This window comes from Nocardia sp. NPDC127526 (assembly GCF_042672265.1).
Lineage (GTDB): Bacteria > Actinomycetota > Actinomycetes > Mycobacteriales > Mycobacteriaceae > Nocardia.
On record NZ_JBHXVO010000016.1, the window covers coordinates 1 to 16,667 of the forward strand.

The 16,667-nt window shown below is 67.7% G+C and carries 14 protein-coding genes; 5 read left to right on the forward strand and 9 right to left on the reverse strand.

The window, feature by feature from the left end; genetic code table 11:
* Positions 1 to 55: 55 nt before the first annotated feature.
* The gene (gene ligA, locus ACFVIV_RS23655) at positions 56 to 2,149 is read right to left on the reverse strand and encodes an NAD-dependent DNA ligase LigA (protein ID WP_379200011.1); all 2,094 of its coding nucleotides are present in this window, start codon (positions 2,147 to 2,149) and stop codon (positions 56 to 58) included.
* 141 nt (positions 2,150 to 2,290) lie between these two features.
* On the opposite strand from ligA, the gene ACFVIV_RS23660 reads away from it, so the two are divergent.
* Positions 2,291 to 2,710, forward strand: a complete 420-nt coding sequence (locus ACFVIV_RS23660) for a PPOX class F420-dependent oxidoreductase (RefSeq protein WP_379199716.1) — start codon at positions 2,291 to 2,293, stop codon at positions 2,708 to 2,710.
* Between the two features lie 5 nt (positions 2,711 to 2,715).
* Here the strand turns inward: ACFVIV_RS23660 and ACFVIV_RS23665 are convergent, their stop codons facing one another.
* Together ACFVIV_RS23665 and ACFVIV_RS23670 are read right to left on the reverse strand one after the other, a co-directional pair.
* Positions 2,716 to 3,087: a hypothetical protein gene (locus ACFVIV_RS23665; RefSeq protein ID WP_379199718.1), complete on the reverse strand. Its 372-nt coding sequence runs from the start codon at positions 3,085 to 3,087 to the stop codon at positions 2,716 to 2,718.
* A 16-nt stretch (positions 3,088 to 3,103) separates the two neighbouring features.
* Positions 3,104 to 4,330 carry an ATP/GTP-binding protein gene (locus ACFVIV_RS23670; protein WP_379199720.1) on the reverse strand — a complete coding sequence of 409 codons (1,227 nt, stop codon included), beginning with the start codon at positions 4,328 to 4,330 and terminating at the stop codon, positions 3,104 to 3,106.
* Positions 4,331 to 4,492: 162 nt separating this feature from the next.
* On the opposite strand from ACFVIV_RS23670, the gene ACFVIV_RS23675 reads away from it, so the two are divergent.
* On the forward strand, positions 4,493 to 5,287 hold the full coding sequence (locus tag ACFVIV_RS23675) for an ArsR/SmtB family transcription factor (protein WP_379200012.1): 795 nt from the start codon (positions 4,493 to 4,495) through the stop codon (positions 5,285 to 5,287).
* A gap of 112 nt (positions 5,288 to 5,399) precedes the next feature.
* On the opposite strand, the gene ACFVIV_RS23680 is transcribed toward ACFVIV_RS23675, so the two are convergent.
* A complete protein-coding gene (locus tag ACFVIV_RS23680) occupies positions 5,400 to 5,720 on the reverse strand; it encodes a cupin domain-containing protein (protein ID WP_379199722.1) in 321 nt (106 codons plus the stop codon).
* A 63-nt stretch (positions 5,721 to 5,783) separates the two neighbouring features.
* On the opposite strand from ACFVIV_RS23680, the gene ACFVIV_RS23685 reads away from it, so the two are divergent.
* A complete protein-coding gene (locus tag ACFVIV_RS23685; protein ID WP_379199723.1) occupies positions 5,784 to 7,190 on the forward strand; it encodes a PLP-dependent aminotransferase family protein in 1,407 nt (468 codons plus the stop codon).
* A 562-nt stretch (positions 7,191 to 7,752) separates the two neighbouring features.
* Here ACFVIV_RS23685 and ACFVIV_RS23690 read toward each other — a convergent pair.
* The 5 genes from ACFVIV_RS23690 to ACFVIV_RS23710 form a co-directional block, all read right to left on the reverse strand.
* Positions 7,753 to 8,592 (reverse strand): SAM-dependent methyltransferase, encoded by an 840-nt coding sequence (locus ACFVIV_RS23690; protein WP_379199725.1) that lies wholly within the window; start codon positions 8,590 to 8,592, stop codon positions 7,753 to 7,755.
* Positions 8,593 to 8,693: 101 nt separating this feature from the next.
* Positions 8,694 to 9,740 (reverse strand): methionine synthase, encoded by a 1,047-nt coding sequence (locus tag ACFVIV_RS23695; RefSeq protein WP_379199727.1) that lies wholly within the window; start codon positions 9,738 to 9,740, stop codon positions 8,694 to 8,696.
* A 159-nt stretch (positions 9,741 to 9,899) separates the two neighbouring features.
* On the reverse strand, positions 9,900 to 11,021 hold the full coding sequence (gene mnmA, locus ACFVIV_RS23700; protein WP_379199729.1) for a tRNA 2-thiouridine(34) synthase MnmA: 1,122 nt from the start codon (positions 11,019 to 11,021) through the stop codon (positions 9,900 to 9,902).
* The gene (locus ACFVIV_RS23705; RefSeq protein ID WP_379199731.1) at positions 11,022 to 12,242 is read right to left on the reverse strand and encodes a cysteine desulfurase family protein; all 1,221 of its coding nucleotides are present in this window, start codon (positions 12,240 to 12,242) and stop codon (positions 11,022 to 11,024) included.
* A 443-nt stretch (positions 12,243 to 12,685) separates the two neighbouring features.
* Positions 12,686 to 13,183 carry a hypothetical protein gene (locus tag ACFVIV_RS23710; RefSeq protein WP_379199732.1) on the reverse strand — a complete coding sequence of 166 codons (498 nt, stop codon included), beginning with the start codon at positions 13,181 to 13,183 and terminating at the stop codon, positions 12,686 to 12,688.
* A 289-nt stretch (positions 13,184 to 13,472) separates the two neighbouring features.
* Here ACFVIV_RS23710 and ACFVIV_RS23715 point away from each other — a divergent pair, with 289 nt between their 5' ends.
* Together ACFVIV_RS23715 and ACFVIV_RS23720 are read left to right on the forward strand one after the other, a co-directional pair.
* Positions 13,473 to 14,465 (forward strand): hypothetical protein, encoded by a 993-nt coding sequence (locus tag ACFVIV_RS23715; protein WP_379199734.1) that lies wholly within the window; start codon positions 13,473 to 13,475, stop codon positions 14,463 to 14,465.
* Positions 14,458 to 15,918 carry a hypothetical protein gene (locus tag ACFVIV_RS23720; RefSeq protein WP_379199735.1) on the forward strand — a complete coding sequence of 487 codons (1,461 nt, stop codon included), beginning with the start codon at positions 14,458 to 14,460 and terminating at the stop codon, positions 15,916 to 15,918. Before ACFVIV_RS23715 ends, ACFVIV_RS23720 begins: the two co-directional genes overlap by 8 nt.
* Positions 15,919 to 16,667 lie beyond the last annotated feature (749 nt).

Here is a 16,667-nt window from a genome sequence, read left to right on the forward strand (position 1 = left end):
GTGCGATATTCCGCACCGGCGTCGCCGTCTCAGTATTTCCGGATCCGCATCCGGCTCACTCGGCCGGGGGCGTGACGGCCTCGGGTCCGCCTTCGAGCAGGCGCTTGAAACCGTCCTCGTCCAGGATCGGCACGCCGAGCTCCTCGGCCTTGGCGGCCTTGGAACCGGGCGCGTCGCCGATGACCACGAAAGCGGTCTTCTTGGACACCGATCCGGAAGCCTTGCCACCGCGCACCAGGATGGCCTCCTTGGCGCCGTCGCGGGTGAAGTCCTGCAGCGACCCGGTCACCACGATGGACAGGCCCTCGAGATTGCGCTCGATGGACTCGTCGGCCTCGTCCTCCATCCGGACCCCGGCCGCGCGCCATTTGTCGATGATGTCGAGATGCCATGGCACGGTGAGCCATTCGCTCAGCGCCGCGGCAATGGTCGGGCCGACGCCGTCGGTGGCGGCCAGTTCCTCCACCGAGGCTTCCTGAATGCGGTCCATACTGCGGAATTCCGAGGCCAGCGCGCGGGCGGCGGTCGGACCGACGTGCCGGATGGACAACCCGACCAGCACGCGCCACAGCGGACGATCCTTGGCCGCTTCGAGATTCGTGAGCAGCCGGTTGCCGTTCGCCGACAGGGTGCCGGACTTGTTGGTGAACAGCGTTGTGCCGAGCAGCTTCTTCTCGTCGAGGGCGAACAGATCGCCCTCATCGCCGATGGCCCCGGACTTCAGCAGATCGATGGCGGCCTGATAGCCCAGCGCCTCGATATCGAACGCACCGCGACCGGCCACGTGAAAGACGCGCTCCCGCAACTGCGCCGGGCAGAACCGCTGATTGGGACAGCGGATATCGGCGTCGCCCTCCTTCTCCGGGGCGAGTTCGGTACCGCACTCCGGGCAGTGCGTGGGCATGACGAACTCGCGTTCGTCGCCGGTGCGCGCGTCCACCACCGGGCCGAGCACCTCCGGGATCACGTCACCGGCCTTGCGGATGGTGACGGTGTCGCCGATGAGAACGCCCTTGCGCTCGACCTCGGCGGCATTGTGCAGGGTAGCCATGGCCACGGTGGAGCCCGCCACGGTGACCGGGGCCATGACCGCGAACGGCGTAACCCGGCCGGTGCGACCGACATTCACCTGAATGTCGAGCAGCTTGGTGGTGGCCTCCTCCGGCGGGTACTTGTACGCGATGGCCCAGCGCGGCGCGCGCGAGGTCGCGCCCAGCCGCCGCTGCAAGGCGAAATCGTCGACCTTGATGACCTGGCCGTCGATCTCGTGCTCGATATCGTGGCGGTGCTCGCCCCAGTACTTGATGCGATCCACGACGGCATCCGCGCCCTGCACCTGCACCGTGTGCGCCGAAACGGGCAGCCCCCACGCCGCCAGCGCCCGGTACGCCTCGTACTGCGATTTCGGCGCGAATCCTTCCAGCCGCCCGAAGCCGTGGCAGATCATCTTCAGCCGCCGCCGCGCCGTCACCGCCGGATCCTTCTGCCGCAGTGAGCCGGCCGCGGTATTGCGTGGATTCGCGTACGGCGCTTTGCCTTCCGCGACGATCGAGGCATTGAGGTGCTCGAAGTCGGCGAGGGTCATGAACGCCTCGCCGCGCACCTCCAGCAGCCGCGGCACCGGGAACTCGTCGGTTCCGGTCAGCTCGTGCGGAATGTCCTCGATGGTGCGGGCATTCAGCGTGACGTCCTCACCCGTGCGCCCGTCGCCGCGCGTCGCGCCGCGCACCAGCTTGCCCTCTTCGTAGACGAGATTGAGCGCGACGCCGTCGATCTTCACCTCGCACACGTAGTGCGTGCCCGTCCCGGTCTCGGCCTCGACGCGCGCGATCCACGCCCGCATCTCCTCCTCGTTGAACACATTGTCCAGCGAGTACATCCGCTCCAGATGGTCCACCGGCGCAAACTCGGTGGTGAAACCGCCGCCCACGACCTGGGTCGGCGAATCGGGGGTGCGCAGATCCGGATGCGCCTCTTCGAGCGCCACCAGCCGCCCGAACAATTCGTCGAATTCGCCGTCCGAGATGATCGGCGCATCGCGCACGTAGTACCGGAACTGGTGGTCGCGCACCTCCTCCGCCAGTCGCTGCCACTGCACGCGTTCGTCGCCGCTCGCCGCAGCCTGCTCCGCCCCGGATGCCGCATTGATCTCGATGCCCGATTCGCTCACACAAGGAGACTAGCGGGTCCCACCGACACGATTGCGTGACATTCCCGCACGTCGCAGGCAGTGGGACCAGATTTTTGTGATCCAGGGAACAGCGCTCCGGCCCTTCGGGTTCCACCCCATATGGATCTCGCCAAAGCGGTGGATTTCGCCCGCTCCAACCAGAACTCCGTCCTCACCACCCTGCGCCGCAACGGGCTGCCGCAGCAGTCCAATGTGAATCATTGGGTGGCGGACGACGGGCTGATCCGCATCTCCATCACGGCCGATCGCGCGAAATACGCCAACCTGTCGCGCAACCCCTGGACGGCATTGCACGTCAGCGCACCCGACTTCTGGTCCTACGCCGTGATCGAGGGCGAGGCCGACCTCTCCCCCGTGGCGGCCGATCCGTCCGACGCCACCGTGGAGGAGTTGATCGCCTACTACCGCGCGCTGTCCGGTGAACACCCGGACTGGGACGACTATCGCCGCGCCATGGTCGCCGATCGCCGCGTCGTACTCCGCGTCACGCCGACACGCGCCTACGGCGCACTCCCCTGACCGGTTCAGAGTTCCTTGCGTTGATCGCGTTCCCGCGTACCGAAATACGGGCGTGAGCCGGGGTGATCGATGGCCCAGTTGTCCGGCTTGCCCGCCGGATACACCACCGGGATCTGATCGCCCACCGACGGCCACTGATTCACATCCCAGGCGAACCGGCCGTACACCTCGTGCGCGACCAGCGACGGCCCCGAAATGCTTCCGCTGATGGTGACGTACTGCTCGCCGACCGCGTTCGGCCGCGGGCTCACCCCGGTCACGTACAGCGTGCCGGACTCCGGTGCGGCGATCGGCGCACCGCTGCGGCCCCGCCGGTACAGCAGGATCGTCGCCACCAGCGCGCCGCCGATCAACAGGATGAACGCGAACTCCATCATGAGCCCATGCTAAGCGTCACTGCGGCGTGAGCTCAGACGTGCCGGTCGGGGTGCGGCGCAGCTGCCAGACCGTGGTCCGCTTGGACTGCGAGCGGCCGTTGCCGCGGTCGATGAGGGTGCGGTTGGCCGTGGTGAACATCAATTGCGCCCCGTGCATATTGGTTTCGGGGTTCTGGAACAGCTGGATCAGGCTGTCGGCCGCCTCGGGCGTCAGATGCGCGTCGATATCGTCCACGGCGAAGACGCCGCCGGCGTCCAGGGCGTCGAGCATGGGCGGCAGCAGCCGCAGCATGGCCAGGGTGGCGGTGGATTCGTCGGCGATATCGAAGGCGGTGTCGATGCCCTCGTGGGTCAGGCCCAGGCCGACGCCGCGGCGGGCGACCATGCGGGAGTAGAGGGCGTCGCGCGCGGAGTAGAGATTGGACAGCTCGCGCTGCAGCAGCGTGACGGTGATGCCGTGTTCCAGGAACAGCTCCTCGGCATAGCTGCCCGAGGTGATGCAGGCGTCGATTTCCTTTGTGGTGGCGGCGATATCGGTGTCGAGGTCGCGTAGGTAGTCGGCGTACATGGGGTCGTCGCCGGGCAGCAGCAGATCGGTGATGCCGAGGTCCGCGGCGCGCAGCAGGGTCAGCAGGCGCATGGCGTGATCGGTGGAGCGGGAGATGTGCGAGCCGACGCGGTGCGCGATCTCCTGCGGATCGGGCTGGCCCACTTGGACTTCCAGCAGGGACTGGAACCAGCGGTAGGCGGGCACCAGGGGTTCGGCGTAGAGCTGGCCGGACAGGCTGAGCAGCAGGGCATTCGGGCGCACCAGGGGTACGACCGCACCCAGGCCGTAGCGAGCGGCCTCGAACATGGGCCCGATGCGGATATCGTCACCGGCCCGTTCGAAGACGATGCGCTTGCGGTTGTGCGGGTGCGAATGCAGCCATTCCGCTTGCACATCGGCATTGTCGAGGCGGAAGCCGTAGGTGTACGGGCAGCCCTCGGCCACGAAGTGGGCGACGAATTCCGAAGGGCGGTCCGCGAATCCGAGGTGCGGGGTGCGCACCGGACCGCTGTAGGGGTCCCAGCCGGTGACCGAGTTGAGCACGGCGTCGCGCATTCGGTCCAGGGCGTCGACCAGGCCGGACTTACCGGTGGCGGCGGCGCCGTAGACGGCGGTGACGGGGGTGGCAATGGGCCCGTTGCCACGGGTGAGGCGCAACTCCTGCGACTCGGCGAGTGAGCGGTGATTCGTCACCTGAAAACTACGCAACACCCTGCACATATTGCCGGTCGGCGGGCCGGAAAGCGATTCGCACCTATCGGACACCCACGGTTGACAGGCAACCTCGCGGTTGCCTATTCTCGGATGCGCAACCACAGGGTTGCCTATGGCGAAGGTGTACGGGTGAGGGGTTCGATGGACGAGGTCTTCAAGGCGCTGGCCGATCCCAGCCGCCGTCGACTGCTCGACAGCCTGAACGAGCGGAACGGCCAGACGCTGCGCGACCTGTGCGCCGGGCTCGATATGACCCGTCAGGCCGTCAGCAAACACCTGGCCGTGCTGGCAGCGGCCAACCTGGTGACCACGCGACGGCAGGGCCGCGAGAAACTGCACTACCTCAATGCCGAACCCGTCAATGCCATCGCCGACCGCTGGATCAATCGATACGACCGCGGGCGGGTGCGCGCACTCGCCGACCTCAAATCCGCATTGGAGAGCGCGACCATGAGCGACGAATTCGTCTACACCACATACATCAAAACCACGCCCGAGAAGTTGTGGCAGGCCCTGACCGAGCCCGCCTTCACCAAGCGGTACTGGGGCGCGACCTTCGACACCGACTGGAAGACCGGTTCGGCCATGACATGGGAGCAATCCGGCTGGGTCGGCAAGGATCCCGAACAGGTCATCCTGGAGTCGGATCCCTTCCGCCGGCTGTCCTACACCTGGCATTCGGTGGACCGCGCCTTCACCGAGCAGTTCGGCTTCAGCGAGGATGATTTCGAGAAGCTGTCCACCGAGCCGCGCTCCAAGGTCACCTTCGATATCGAGCAGCTCGGCGAGATGGTGAAGCTCACCGTCGTGCACGACGGCTTCGGCCCGGACAGCCGCATGCTGGCCGGCATCCGCGAGGGCTGGCCCGCCATCCTGGCGAATCTGAAAACCCTGCTGGAGACCGGGGATACGCTGCCCGAACCGCCCGAGCAGTAAGAACATCCGGCGGCGACGACACCGGGCCGTCGCCGCCGGGCATCCGGTTGCGGAGCCGCCGGGCATCCGGTTGCGGAGCCGCCGGGCGTTCAGTGGCAGAGCCGCCGGGCGTTCAGTTGCCGAACTGCTTGGTCTCCGGCCGCTCGACCAGCAGCGCGTGCGCGGGTTCCTCGGCGACGGGCCGGTGCCGGACACCCTTGGGCACCACGAAGATTTCGCCGGGCCGCAGCGTCACCGGATCCCGATCGTCCAGCTCGATCCGGAATGTCCCGTCCCAGCACAGGAACAGCTCGTCCTCGTCGTGGTGATGCCACGGGAATTCCCCGTGCAACTGGGCGACCCGCACCACGGTGTCATTGACGAGGGCGAGTTCGCGCTGCTGCCACGGGCCGGGCAGCGCGGCGACGGTATCGGTGATGGAAACCTTGCTCATGCCTTCATCGTCGCGGGCTCCCCCTGGCCATCCCAGAGCCAATTCGGCAGAATTGGTTCTGATATGGAGCCAATCGAACTGGCCGATCGCCTGGGCCGCTGGTCCGCGGGCCGGGGGCCGCTGTACGCCCTGCTGTCCGCCCGCCTGCGCACCCTGATCGACGACGGCGAACTACCGCCCGGCACCCCGCTGCCGCCCGACCGCGCCCTCGCGAAAGCCCTTGCCGTGGGCCGCAATACCGTGGTCGCCGCCTACGACCTGCTCAGCGTCGAAGGCCGGCTGGTGCGCCGTCAGGGCAGCGGGACGCGAGTCGCCGGCACGGGTTCCGAACCGCTGCGCGACACCACCCACTCCCCCGCCTTCCTGCAACTCCTGGAACCCGACGCCGACATCATCGCCCTGGCCTGCGCGGCCCCCGGCACACCGCCGCCGGAAGTGGCCGAGGCCTATCAGCGCATCGTCCCCGACCTGGCCGCCCTCACCGGCGATATCGGCTACCACCCCGCCGGACATCCCTTGCTGCGCAAGGCCATCGCCGACCGCTACGCCCGCCGCGGCGTCCCCACCGACCCGGCCCGGATCCTGGTCACCGGCGGCGGCCAGCAGGCCCTGTCCCTCATCGCCCACGCCTATCTGCGCCCCGGCGACCGCATCCTCGTCGAAACCCCCACCTACCCCGGATCCTTGGAGGCCTTCCGCGACGCCGCCGCCATCCCCGTCCCCGCCCCCATCGGCCTCGGAAAAATCCCGCCCGCACCCCTCGCCTACGTGATAGCGACCCACCACAACCCCACCGGCGCAATCCTTTCCGCCTCCCATCGCCGCGCCCTCGTCCACTCCGCGGCCGCCTCCGGAACCCCCCTCATCGATGACGAGGTCCTCGCCGAACTGTCCTTCCCCGGCATCGAAACCCCGCCACCCCTGGCCGCCTACAGCGACGAGGTCATCTCCGTAGGCTCCCTCAGCAAAATCATCTGGGGCGGAATGCGAGTCGGCTGGCTCCGCGCCCCCCTCCCCGTCATCGACCGCATCGCCCGCCTCCGCGCCGTCCACGACCTCGGCGGCAATATCCCCGCCCAGCTCGCCGCCGTCCACCTCCTCCCCCAACTGGACCTCCTCCGCGACCGAATCGCCCACCAGCGCAAGGCAGCCCACGACCTCCTCCGCACCGAACTCCACCGCCACCTCCCCGACTGGCACATCCCCGAAGCCCCCGGCGGCCAAACCCTCTGGATCCGCCTCCCCCACGGCGACGGCACCTCCTTCGCCCAGCGCGCCCTCCGCCACGGCGTAGCCATCCTCCCCGGCGCCGGCCTGGACCCCTCCGGCAACAGCCACGACCACATCCGCCTCAGCTTCGTCGCCTCGGAACAAGACCTGCGCAAAACCGCGGTCCGGCTCGCCGAAGCCTGGCGCGCCTACGACCCACCGGCACAACCCATCCCAGGCTCGCAACCCCTCGCCGTCTGAACACCTCGCGACAGCAGCGGCGCTTCCCCGGCGACAGTCCGGACAGCTCCACCCGGAAAACCGCGCAAGACTGCAGCCCAGCTCGCCGAGGCGTGGTGCGGGCACGACCCGCCACCGCACAGCCTTTCGGCCGCACCGCCGTTGGCCGTCCGACATCCCGGCCCAGCGCGACATCCGTTCGGCGTGCCCGCGCGCGCACCACCTCCGCCCGCGCCAGGGCCCCTCGCGTGCGACGGCCAGGCCCTCACGGCGAATGGCTTCATCGGGTAACCAGCTGGTGATGGTGGCGCGCGCCCCATCGCGCAGCAGCCCGCATCACACGGACTCTCCGCGACACACCGCCTGCCGTCGATCAACTCCCCCCAACATCGGACCGCGCGGATCATGCCCACGCGAGGGTCGCCGACGGCGACGCTCGCTGAGTGGTGCGACCGGATTCCGGCGAGCCACTGCTCGGCACCGGGTCCCGCCCAAGCCGCCTACACAGATGCGCCGCATCGCCCAACGCGGCGACGCGGCCGGAGTCGGGCTCGGCGACGCGGCGGAGTCTCGTGCTCGGGGCTCAGCGGCGGATCGCGCGGATCATGCCGACTGCCGGGTCGTTCACGGCGACCGGTCTGCCGTATGGCGCGACAAGGTCATCCCAGCTGTGGAATTCGGTGTCCCAGCCGATTTCGGTGAGCCATTGCTCGGCGTCGGGGCCCAGACCGACCGGTGACTGTGGCTGCGCGGTATCGCCGGCCACCATGCGGCGCAGTTCGGTGTAGGGGCCGCTGTTCGCGTCTACCGCGAACCGGCCGAAACCGAAACGGCTTCTCGGGGCGGCGATTTCGGTGATCTTTTCGACCACGCCGCGGGCGTCCTCGTTCAGGTAGCCCAGCACACCCTCGTCGATCCAGTGGGTGGGTTCGTCGGCACGGAAACCGTTCGCCACCAACTGTTTCGGCCAGTCACCCCGCAGGTCGGCCGCGATGACCCGGCGCTCGCAGCGTGGCGTCGCACCGGCCTGCTCGAGCACCGGTTCCTTGAACGCGAACAACTCCGGCAAGTCGATCTCGAACAGCCGCACGCCCTCCGGCCATTCCATCCGGAACGCACGGGTATCCAATCCGGCGCCGATGAGCACGATCTGGCGGCAACCCGCGTCGAGCGCGGCCCGCACCCCGTCATCGACCAGCCGAACTCCGACACTGCGGCCCTCGTAGAACTGATCTGCGAGCGCTTCCAGCCGCTGCCAGCGCGCCGGGTCGAAGCTCCGCGCGGCCGCATCGGCGAATACTCGCGCCAGCGGATCGTCGTACAGCCGGTCGGCGCGTTCGGATTCGCGCGCCCGGATGACGGCCACCCCGATGGCGGTCATGGCCACGCCGGCGATGGGTGCTTGCGGTCGGTTTCCGGTCATCGATTGCTCCCCGTTCGAGTCCGTTCCGGCTCGGCGACTCCCCGAGCCGGAACCGACGCTAGACCCAAATTCGTGAGCAACCGTAAGGGTTTACCGAATTCTCAGTCGAAGGTGAGCGATTCGGGTTCGTCACCGTAGGCTCGGGCGGTTTCGGAGGCCAGGGTCAGGGCTTTGCGAGCCCAGGACAGCGGAGCGCCCGAGAGACCACAGGCCGGGGCGACGATGATCTGCTCGGCCAGCAAGCGGCGGCGGAAACCGAGGCGATCCATCAGGCGCACACCGGGTTCGGCGATCTCCCGCCAGGTGACCGGCTTGCTCGGCGCAGCGGTCGGCACCAGGCCGACGGCCAGATACTTGCCGTCATCGAGCAATTCGCCGATGCGGTCGAGATCGCCGGTGCCGATGGTGGCCATATCGAATCCAACCGCGGCGGCGGCGCTCTTGCGCAGGAAGCCGAGGGCAGGCGGTTCGGCGCACGAGTGCACCAGGACCGGGCCGGGCTGGGCGGTGATGACCGTGTCGAGAACGTGCAGCGCTTCGGGTTCGGGCATGGCGCGCACCGTGTTCAGAACGCTGACACCGCGCAGGGAACCGTCCAGGATCGCGGTCAGCAGCGGCTCGTCCAGCTGGACGAGCACCTCCGCCCCCAGGCGCTTGCCGAGCTCGGCCGCGTGGTTGGCGAGGCCCTCGGCGAGGGATTCCGAAAGATCGCGCAGGGCGCCGGAATCGGTGAGCACGCGGTGGCCGAGCGGCAGCTCCACCTCCGCCGCGAGCGTCAGCGGTCCGACGGCCTGCAATTTGACCGGCCGACCCGAGCCCGCGAAACCGGCGATCTCCCAGGCCTCTTCGAGGGCATCGAGATCGGTCCGCAGCAGATCGTGTGCACGCCGCGCGACCGCCCCCGGCCGCACCGCGAGCCGATAACCCCGTGTGGTGCTGTCGAACTGCATGTCCACCAGCAGCGCAGAGGCCCGTCCGACCATGTCGGAACCCACTCCGCGCCCGGGCAATTCGACAAGGTGGGGCAGATCCCCCAGCTCGCCGACCACGGTGGCCGCGGCCTCCCGCACATCGGTCCCGGGCCAGGACCCGACTCCGGTGGCGATCCCGCCCCGCAGCACACCGATCCCAGTGTCACCGTCAGTCATCCACGCCACCCCGCATCCCTCTCGCCCGCCGAATTCCCGCGCCGGCTCGGGCATCTCCACTGTGAAACAACGCCGACCGGGAACTGGTGGCGGGACCTACTCGACGAATGCCGCCACCAGTTCCCGGTGATCGCACGTCCAGGAAGTTGGGGTGGTCGGTCACCGGGTGGCGTCCGCTACCGCTTCGGTTGCGTACGCGTGGAGTTCGCGCTCGGTGCCGGAGATGGTGCCGCTGCCGAGGACCTCGTCGCCGGCCTCGTCGGGACGGTAGAGGACCACGGCCTGGCCGCGCGCGACGCCGGTGAGGGGCTCGCGGAGGCGGACGACCAGTCCGTCGCCGACGGCCTCGGCGACCGCGGGAGCGGTGCCGCCGTGGGCGCGAACCTGGGCCACGCATTCCACCGGCTCGGTGGGCGTGACGCCGGAGGTCCAGATGGCGCGGTCGGCGAGGACCGTCCAGACCTCGAGGTCCTTGGCCGAGCCGACGTGCACGGTCCCGGAGTCGGCGTCGATGCCGGTGACATAGCGCGGCTGGCCGTCGGCGGCCGGACCGGGCAGGCCCAGCCCCTTGCGCTGGCCGATGGTGAACTCGTGCACGCCCTTGTGATCGGCGAGCTTGGTGCCGTCGGCATCGATGACCGCACCCGGTCGGATGCCGATCTTCGCGCCCAGGAAGGCCTGGGTGTCACCGGACGGGATGAAGCAGATGTCGTGCGAGTCGGGCTTGTTCGCCACGGCCAGGCCGCGGGCGGCGGCCTCCTCGCGGATCTGCGGCTTGGGGGTGTCGCCGACCGGGAACATGGCGCGCTTCAACTGCTCGGCATTGAGCACGGCGAGCACGTAGGACTGGTCCTTGTCGGCATCGACGGCGCGGCGCAGGACGCCGTCCTCGAGCCGGGCGTAGTGGCCGGTGACCACGGCGTCGAAGCCCAGGGCCACGGCGCGGTCGGCCAGGGCCGAGAACTTGATCTTCTCGTTGCAGCGCAGGCAGGGGTTCGGGGTCTCACCGGCGGCGTACGCGGCGACGAAGTCGTCGATCACGTCTTCCTTGAACCGATCGGCGAAATCCCAGACGTAGAAAGGGATTCCGAGCACGTCGGCGGCACGGCGGGCATCGCCGGCGTCTTCCTTGGAGCAGCAGCCCCGGGATCCGGTGCGCAGCGTGCCCGGGGTGGGCGACAGCGCCAGGTGCACGCCGACCACCTCGTGTCCGGCCTCCACGGCGCGGGCGGCCGCCACCGCGGAATCCACGCCACCACTCATCGCGGCAAGTACACGCATCTAGAAGCCTCCCTTCGCTCCGGCCAGTCCGGCCGCTTTCGCCCGCTCCACCACCTGCGGCAGCGCGGCCAGCAGGGCATCGATATCGGCGTCGGTCGAGTTGTGTCCCAATGAGAATCGCAGCGACCCGCGCGCCAGCCGCGGCTCCACGCCCATGGCCAGCAGCACATGGGAGGGTCCGGCGACACCGGCATTGCAGGCCGATCCGGTCGAGCATTCGATCCCGGCCGCGTCCAGCAGCATGAGCAGCGAATCGCCTTCGCAGCCGGGGAACGTGAAGTGGGCGTTGCCCGGCAGCCGTCGCTCCCCGGTCGCGCCATTGAGCACGGCATCGGGCACCAGTTCCCGCACGCCGTCGATGAGCCGATCCCGCAGGCGCGTCAATTCCGCTGTGCGCGCGGGCAATCCGGCTACGGTCTCGCGCACGGCCGCGGCCAGCCCGATGGCCCCCGGCACATCCGAGGTCCCCGACCGCAGATCCCGCTCGTGCCCGCCCCCGTGCAGCAGCGGCACCGCCGCCACCTGCCGCCCCAGCAGCAGCACCCCGACCCCGTGCGGCCCGCCGACCTTGTGCCCCGCGAAACTGGCCGCCGCCAGCCCGCTGGCCCCGAAGTCGATGGGCAGCTGCGCCGCGGCCTGCACCGCGTCACTGTGCATGGGAACGTCGAATTCCTGTGCCACCGCCGCGAGCTCGCTGATCGGCTGCACCGTGCCGACCTCATTGTTGGCCCACATGATGCTCACCAGCGCAACCTCGTCGGCACACTCGGCCAGCGCCGCCCGCAGAGTCCGCGGCGAGACGACACCCTCGGTGTCCGTCTCCAACCAGGTGACCCGCGCCCCCTCGTGCTGCTCCAGCCACTCCACGGTGTCGATCACCGCATGATGCTCCACCGCACTCGCCAGAATCCGGTTCCGCTTCGCATCGGCGTCCCGCCGCGCCCAGTAGATCCCCTTGACAGCGAGATTGTCACTCTCGGTCCCCCCCGAAGTGAAAATAACCTCCGAAGGCCGCGCCCCCAGCCCCGCCGCAATCGACTCCCGCGCCTCCTCCAGCGCCCGCCGAGCCGCCCGCCCCGACCCGTGCAGCGACGACGCATTCCCCACCGTCCCCAGCGCAGCACACATCGCCTCGACAGCGACCGGGAACATAGGTGTCGTGGCCGCGTGATCGAGGTAGACCGTCTGGGCACCGACCGGACCCGGGAAAGCCGACTTCATGACCGATAAAGCCTATCCCATCGTTGACCTGGGCTTCCTTGGGGTATCCCCCCGCCGTCTACGAACTCTCTACGATTCCGCACACGACTTCCGCAACCCACCGACCGCCGCCCGGTATTCCCCGGGCTCAGCTCCGGGCATCTGCCGAGCGGCCGAGCGGAATGCGTCGAGGCACGGCCCCAGCCATCCCCACCCCTGACCACCTCTTGCTGCTGTCGTGGAACCGCCCCATCGCCCGTCGACGGACCACCGACAGCGGTACCGAGGTGGAGCGCGCGAGTTGTGCGGCAGCCCACAAATCGGCAGCCCCAGCCCGATGGGCCACAACGGCGTCGGTACACACCTATTCGCTCACCGGCTCGACAAGCTCCGGACCGAAGCAGAGAAGCATCCCGACTGGTTCACCTGGTAACACTTCGCCACCCGACGATGGGGCCTTCGAATCAGCTGCAGGCGGGCGAGGTCTGGCTGCCCAACGCCAAGATGTTGCAGATCCATTCCTTCTGCACTTTCCATTTGCCGTCCTCGGCCACGAACGGCACGACCGCCTGCTGCGCCGCACCGCCGTTGATCGCTGCTTGCGCGTCCGCAGTGAGGGTGCCGTTTCCCAGGTCCGTCACGTTGGTGACGGTGATGGAGGCATTGTTCTGCTTGTAGGCCTCGATGATTCGCGAGGGCAGACTCGGATCAGCCTGCATGCCTTGCATCAGATCCAGCTTCTCGGAGTCCGGAACGTTCGGATCCAGCACCTTCTGCATTGCGCTGTTCAGATCGGCGGCAGTCGGCGCCGACGGATAGCTTTGGCTGGCCGTAGTTTTCGAACTCGAAGGCTTAGCCGGCTTGGCGGTCTCCTTGTCGCCGCCGCCACACGCCGACAGCCCGAACGCGGTCACTGCAGCCAGCGCCGCCACGGCAATACGTCCACTCCGAGAAAGCTTCAACTGCTGATCCTTTGGGGTCCCAATGCATCTATTGCGCAACGTCATAGGCACCCGCCCGACGGCGTTGCACGGTCGTTGACGGTACCGGCGAGTTCGGTCGAGAGGTGCCCGGAGGCGGGTGCTGGGGCATTTTCAGTCCAAATCCTCAGAGTTGACCTCGAAACTCGGCCGCTCTGGACACCCGAGGGCCGCCCCTCGGTGGATCAGATTGTGCATCCCGTCCAATCTGTCGCATGTGGTCGCTATTCTCCGTTACGTTGTTGAGCCGCAACGGTCTTGGAGGGGTGCGATGGTAGAACAGCTCGACGTAGGCAACGCCAAGGAGGGCATCGGCAGGACCGTCGACAGTATCGGCAAGGCGGCGCGAACCGCTTCATCTCAGTTCGCCGGGCAGGTCGGCAACATCAAGGATGCTGCCAGAGGCAGGGTCGAGAAGCTGACTGCGAAAGGGCCGGACCCCTACGAAGTGGCCGTAGCGGAATACAACGGCGCCTTCACAGCGATGGCCGACAGGGGCCTGTCTCTGTTGCGTCAGCGCGAACGTTCGACGGACCTGATCGAGCTGGTCGAGCAGTTGGTGAACAGCATCGCCAACACCCCGAAATCATTCGACACCGACTTCGACGAGATCGAGGTACATCGGAAACGGTTCCTGCACGCGGAGGATTTCGCTCAGAAAGAGCTGGAAGCGGCACGGTTGTCGGCTGCCGGTGCCGGCGCCGGGTTCGCGGCGGGCACAGCGGTAGCGAGCCTGGCACCGTCGGCGGCGATGTGGGTCGCCACGACCTTCGGGACGGCTTCGACCGGCACCGCGATCTCGACCCTATCCGGGGCAGCAGCCAGCCAGGCAGCACTGGCGTGGCTCGGTGGCGGCGCGCTGGCCGCCGGTGGCGGCGGCACTGCGACAGGCACCACACTGCTCGCGCTGGCCGGCCCGATCGGCTGGACCATCGCGGGCGCAACCCTTCTCGCGTCGATCGCTCTGTTCGCGAAGAAGAAGTTCGAGAATCGAGAGGCGAAGCACGAAGCGCTCACTGCGATAAAGCGCAACACCACCCTCGTCCAAGGCATGGATGCTCAGATCGACGATCTCCTTCAGCGGACGACCTTGCTCCGCGAAGGGTTGGTAAAGAGTTACGGCGAAGCGCTGGTGCACTTCCGCGCCGATTTCCACACGCTCGCCCCTGCCGAGCGGTCGACACTCGCTGCGTTGGTGAACAACACGAAGTCGTGCGCGACGATGCTGAGCATGCGCATCGAACAGGATGCCGATAGTGAGTGACGCTGCCGAGTTCGTCACGAACATCCAGGAGCAGGCCGTTGCTTCCTGGGTGAGCTACCTCAACCAACTCCGCGTAGACAACCTTCTGAGCGCACTCAGCCAGCGGGACGAGCACCTTCGGGATGCGCTCGCCAGTGTCGATGAAGCCGTCAAGAAGATCGACCGCGAGGTGGTCACCGCCAACCGCGGCGGACAGCATGGCATGCACGGCTTCATCGCCGAGATCGCCGAGGTCGGGATCGGCAACGCACGACAGCAGATCCTCGGCCACGAGGCCGTCTACCAGTGGGTCAACGACAACGGACCCGTCGACCTGATGCGCGGAAGTGTCGAGATCCAGCAGAAGTTCGTTGCAGCGGGTGGCCGCTTCTCGCTGGGCGCGATCGCCGAGCACCTCCAGAAGTATCCCGAATACGTGCGCAACGGTGGGAAATACCAGATCCCCCGTGATCACTTCGAGGTGATCCAGCGGCTACATGCCATGTCACCCGAGGAAGCGAGCAAGCTGCTGTCACGCAGCAGCGACGGACCTTCCCTCAATGATTGGCAGCGGGTCCAGGTGTTCTTCCAAGACGGATCGGTCGGGTTCGAATCGCTCGAGCCCTCGACGCTCGAGTACAACGAGGTGCAGCGCGGTGTCTACACCTCGACCATGGCGGCGGAAAAGGACTCGCTCCGCGCCACGGACCGGTCCCTGCGCGACGACGCCCACCAGCGCAGCCTACCGACGCTGCGAGAAGGAGGCACGGCCGCACTCACGGCCGCCGCGACCGCGGGCGGGACCACATTCGTACTGGCCGTGGTCGCCAAGCGCCGGGAAGGCAAGCGGCTCAATGAGTTCAGCGAGCGTGATTGGATCGACATCGCAGGCGAGACCGGCTCAGGTTTCGGCAAGGGCGGCATCCGAGGACTGAGCATCTACGCGCTCACGAATCTCACCGCGACCTCCGCAGCCGTCGCCAGCTCGATCGTCACCACATCCTTCAGCATCGCCGAGCAAGCGAACAAGCTCCGCCGCAATGAAATCGACGAACTCGAGTTCATCGAAACCTCCGAGCTCATCACCTTGGAGGCCGCAGTACACGCGCTGTCCGCTTTCGTTGGCCAAGCGACCATCCCCATTCCCATTCTCGGCGCCGTCATCGGCACCGCGGTCGGCACTGTGATGTACAAGGCCGTCGCATCATCGTTGACGAAACGAGAGGCGGCGCTGATCGAGCGTTACCTCGACGAGCAGCGCACACTCGACGAGCAACTCGCCACCGAGTACCAGGCGATACTGGACAAGCTGGACCAGAGCATGTCGGACTATCTCGGACTGCTCGAACGAGCCTTCTCGCCCGACGTGCAGGTCGCGCTCGTCGGATCAGTTGAGCTAGCAATGGAGCTCGGCGTGGCTTCGAACGAGATCCTGGATTCCGATGAGAAGGTCGACGCCTACTTCCTCGATTAGCGAGAGAGGCCACAGCCGACGTGGCGACCTGCGGCCGGCGGGGTAAGTCATCGAACGCCCCGCTCTCGAGAACAACGGCCTCCGGTCATACCGGCTACGTCCTGGGCCACACCAAGGACTTCACCCCCGGTCAATCCGGCGGCCCCGCCTGCGGCTGGCGGGACGGCGAAGCCTGGCCCCGCGTGGTCGGCGTCGACAGCACCATCGGCGACACCACCGTCAAGAAAGTCCTCCGACGTCACCACCAGCAACGACAACCAGTTCGGCGGCCGCGAGCCTCCAGAATCGGGCGAGGCGCGGCAATGTAGTGCATTCCGTTGACCCCCTTAGGGGAAGCGATGGGCGAGGCAGCCTCATTCGCGGAAGTGAAGACGCTCCAAGGAGGCATCCAACGCGCACCGACTCGGGCTCGGTCGAACTCCGGCCCGGCTTCGATGGCTTCTCGCGGACTCATGCACATGTCGAAGCGGATGCGCCGAATCCGATACCCTGTAGATCGGGGACGAGCAGGCCAACCGGCACAGGTTGCCCCGGCCTCCAATTCGCGATGCGTACATGACTTGCTGCAGCGCATTCGGCCGAGGGCCCGAGCTCACCGTTGGCTCGCAAGACGCGGAGGCGGTCGGCCGACTATCCGTATCTTCCCGGCGTTCGGTCCGCCACCCGAAAGGGCTCTGCCCATTGCTCTTCTGTCGTCGTGCACTTCGCTGGCTCAGTCTGCGCGACCTCTGACAGAATCCCCTGATTCG

Coding starts and splice junctions, on each gene's coding strand:
- ACFVIV_RS23690 (WP_379199725.1), bottom strand. CDS start 8,592: ATGACCGGAAACCGACCGCAAGCACCCATCGCCGGCGTGGCCATGACC.
- mnmA (WP_379199729.1), bottom strand. CDS start 11,021: ATGCGTGTACTTGCCGCGATGAGTGGTGGCGTGGATTCCGCGGTGGCG.
- ACFVIV_RS23715 (WP_379199734.1), top strand. CDS start 13,473: ATGGTAGAACAGCTCGACGTAGGCAACGCCAAGGAGGGCATCGGCAGG.
- ACFVIV_RS23695 (WP_379199727.1), bottom strand. CDS start 9,740: ATGACTGACGGTGACACTGGGATCGGTGTGCTGCGGGGCGGGATCGCC.
- ACFVIV_RS23675 (WP_379200012.1), top strand. CDS start 4,493: ATGGACGAGGTCTTCAAGGCGCTGGCCGATCCCAGCCGCCGTCGACTG.
- ACFVIV_RS23665 (WP_379199718.1), bottom strand. CDS start 3,087: ATGATGGAGTTCGCGTTCATCCTGTTGATCGGCGGCGCGCTGGTGGCG.
- ACFVIV_RS23705 (WP_379199731.1), bottom strand. CDS start 12,242: ATGAAGTCGGCTTTCCCGGGTCCGGTCGGTGCCCAGACGGTCTACCTC.
- ACFVIV_RS23680 (WP_379199722.1), bottom strand. CDS start 5,720: ATGAGCAAGGTTTCCATCACCGATACCGTCGCCGCGCTGCCCGGCCCG.
- ACFVIV_RS23685 (WP_379199723.1), top strand. CDS start 5,784: ATGGAGCCAATCGAACTGGCCGATCGCCTGGGCCGCTGGTCCGCGGGC.
- ACFVIV_RS23660 (WP_379199716.1), top strand. CDS start 2,291: ATGGATCTCGCCAAAGCGGTGGATTTCGCCCGCTCCAACCAGAACTCC.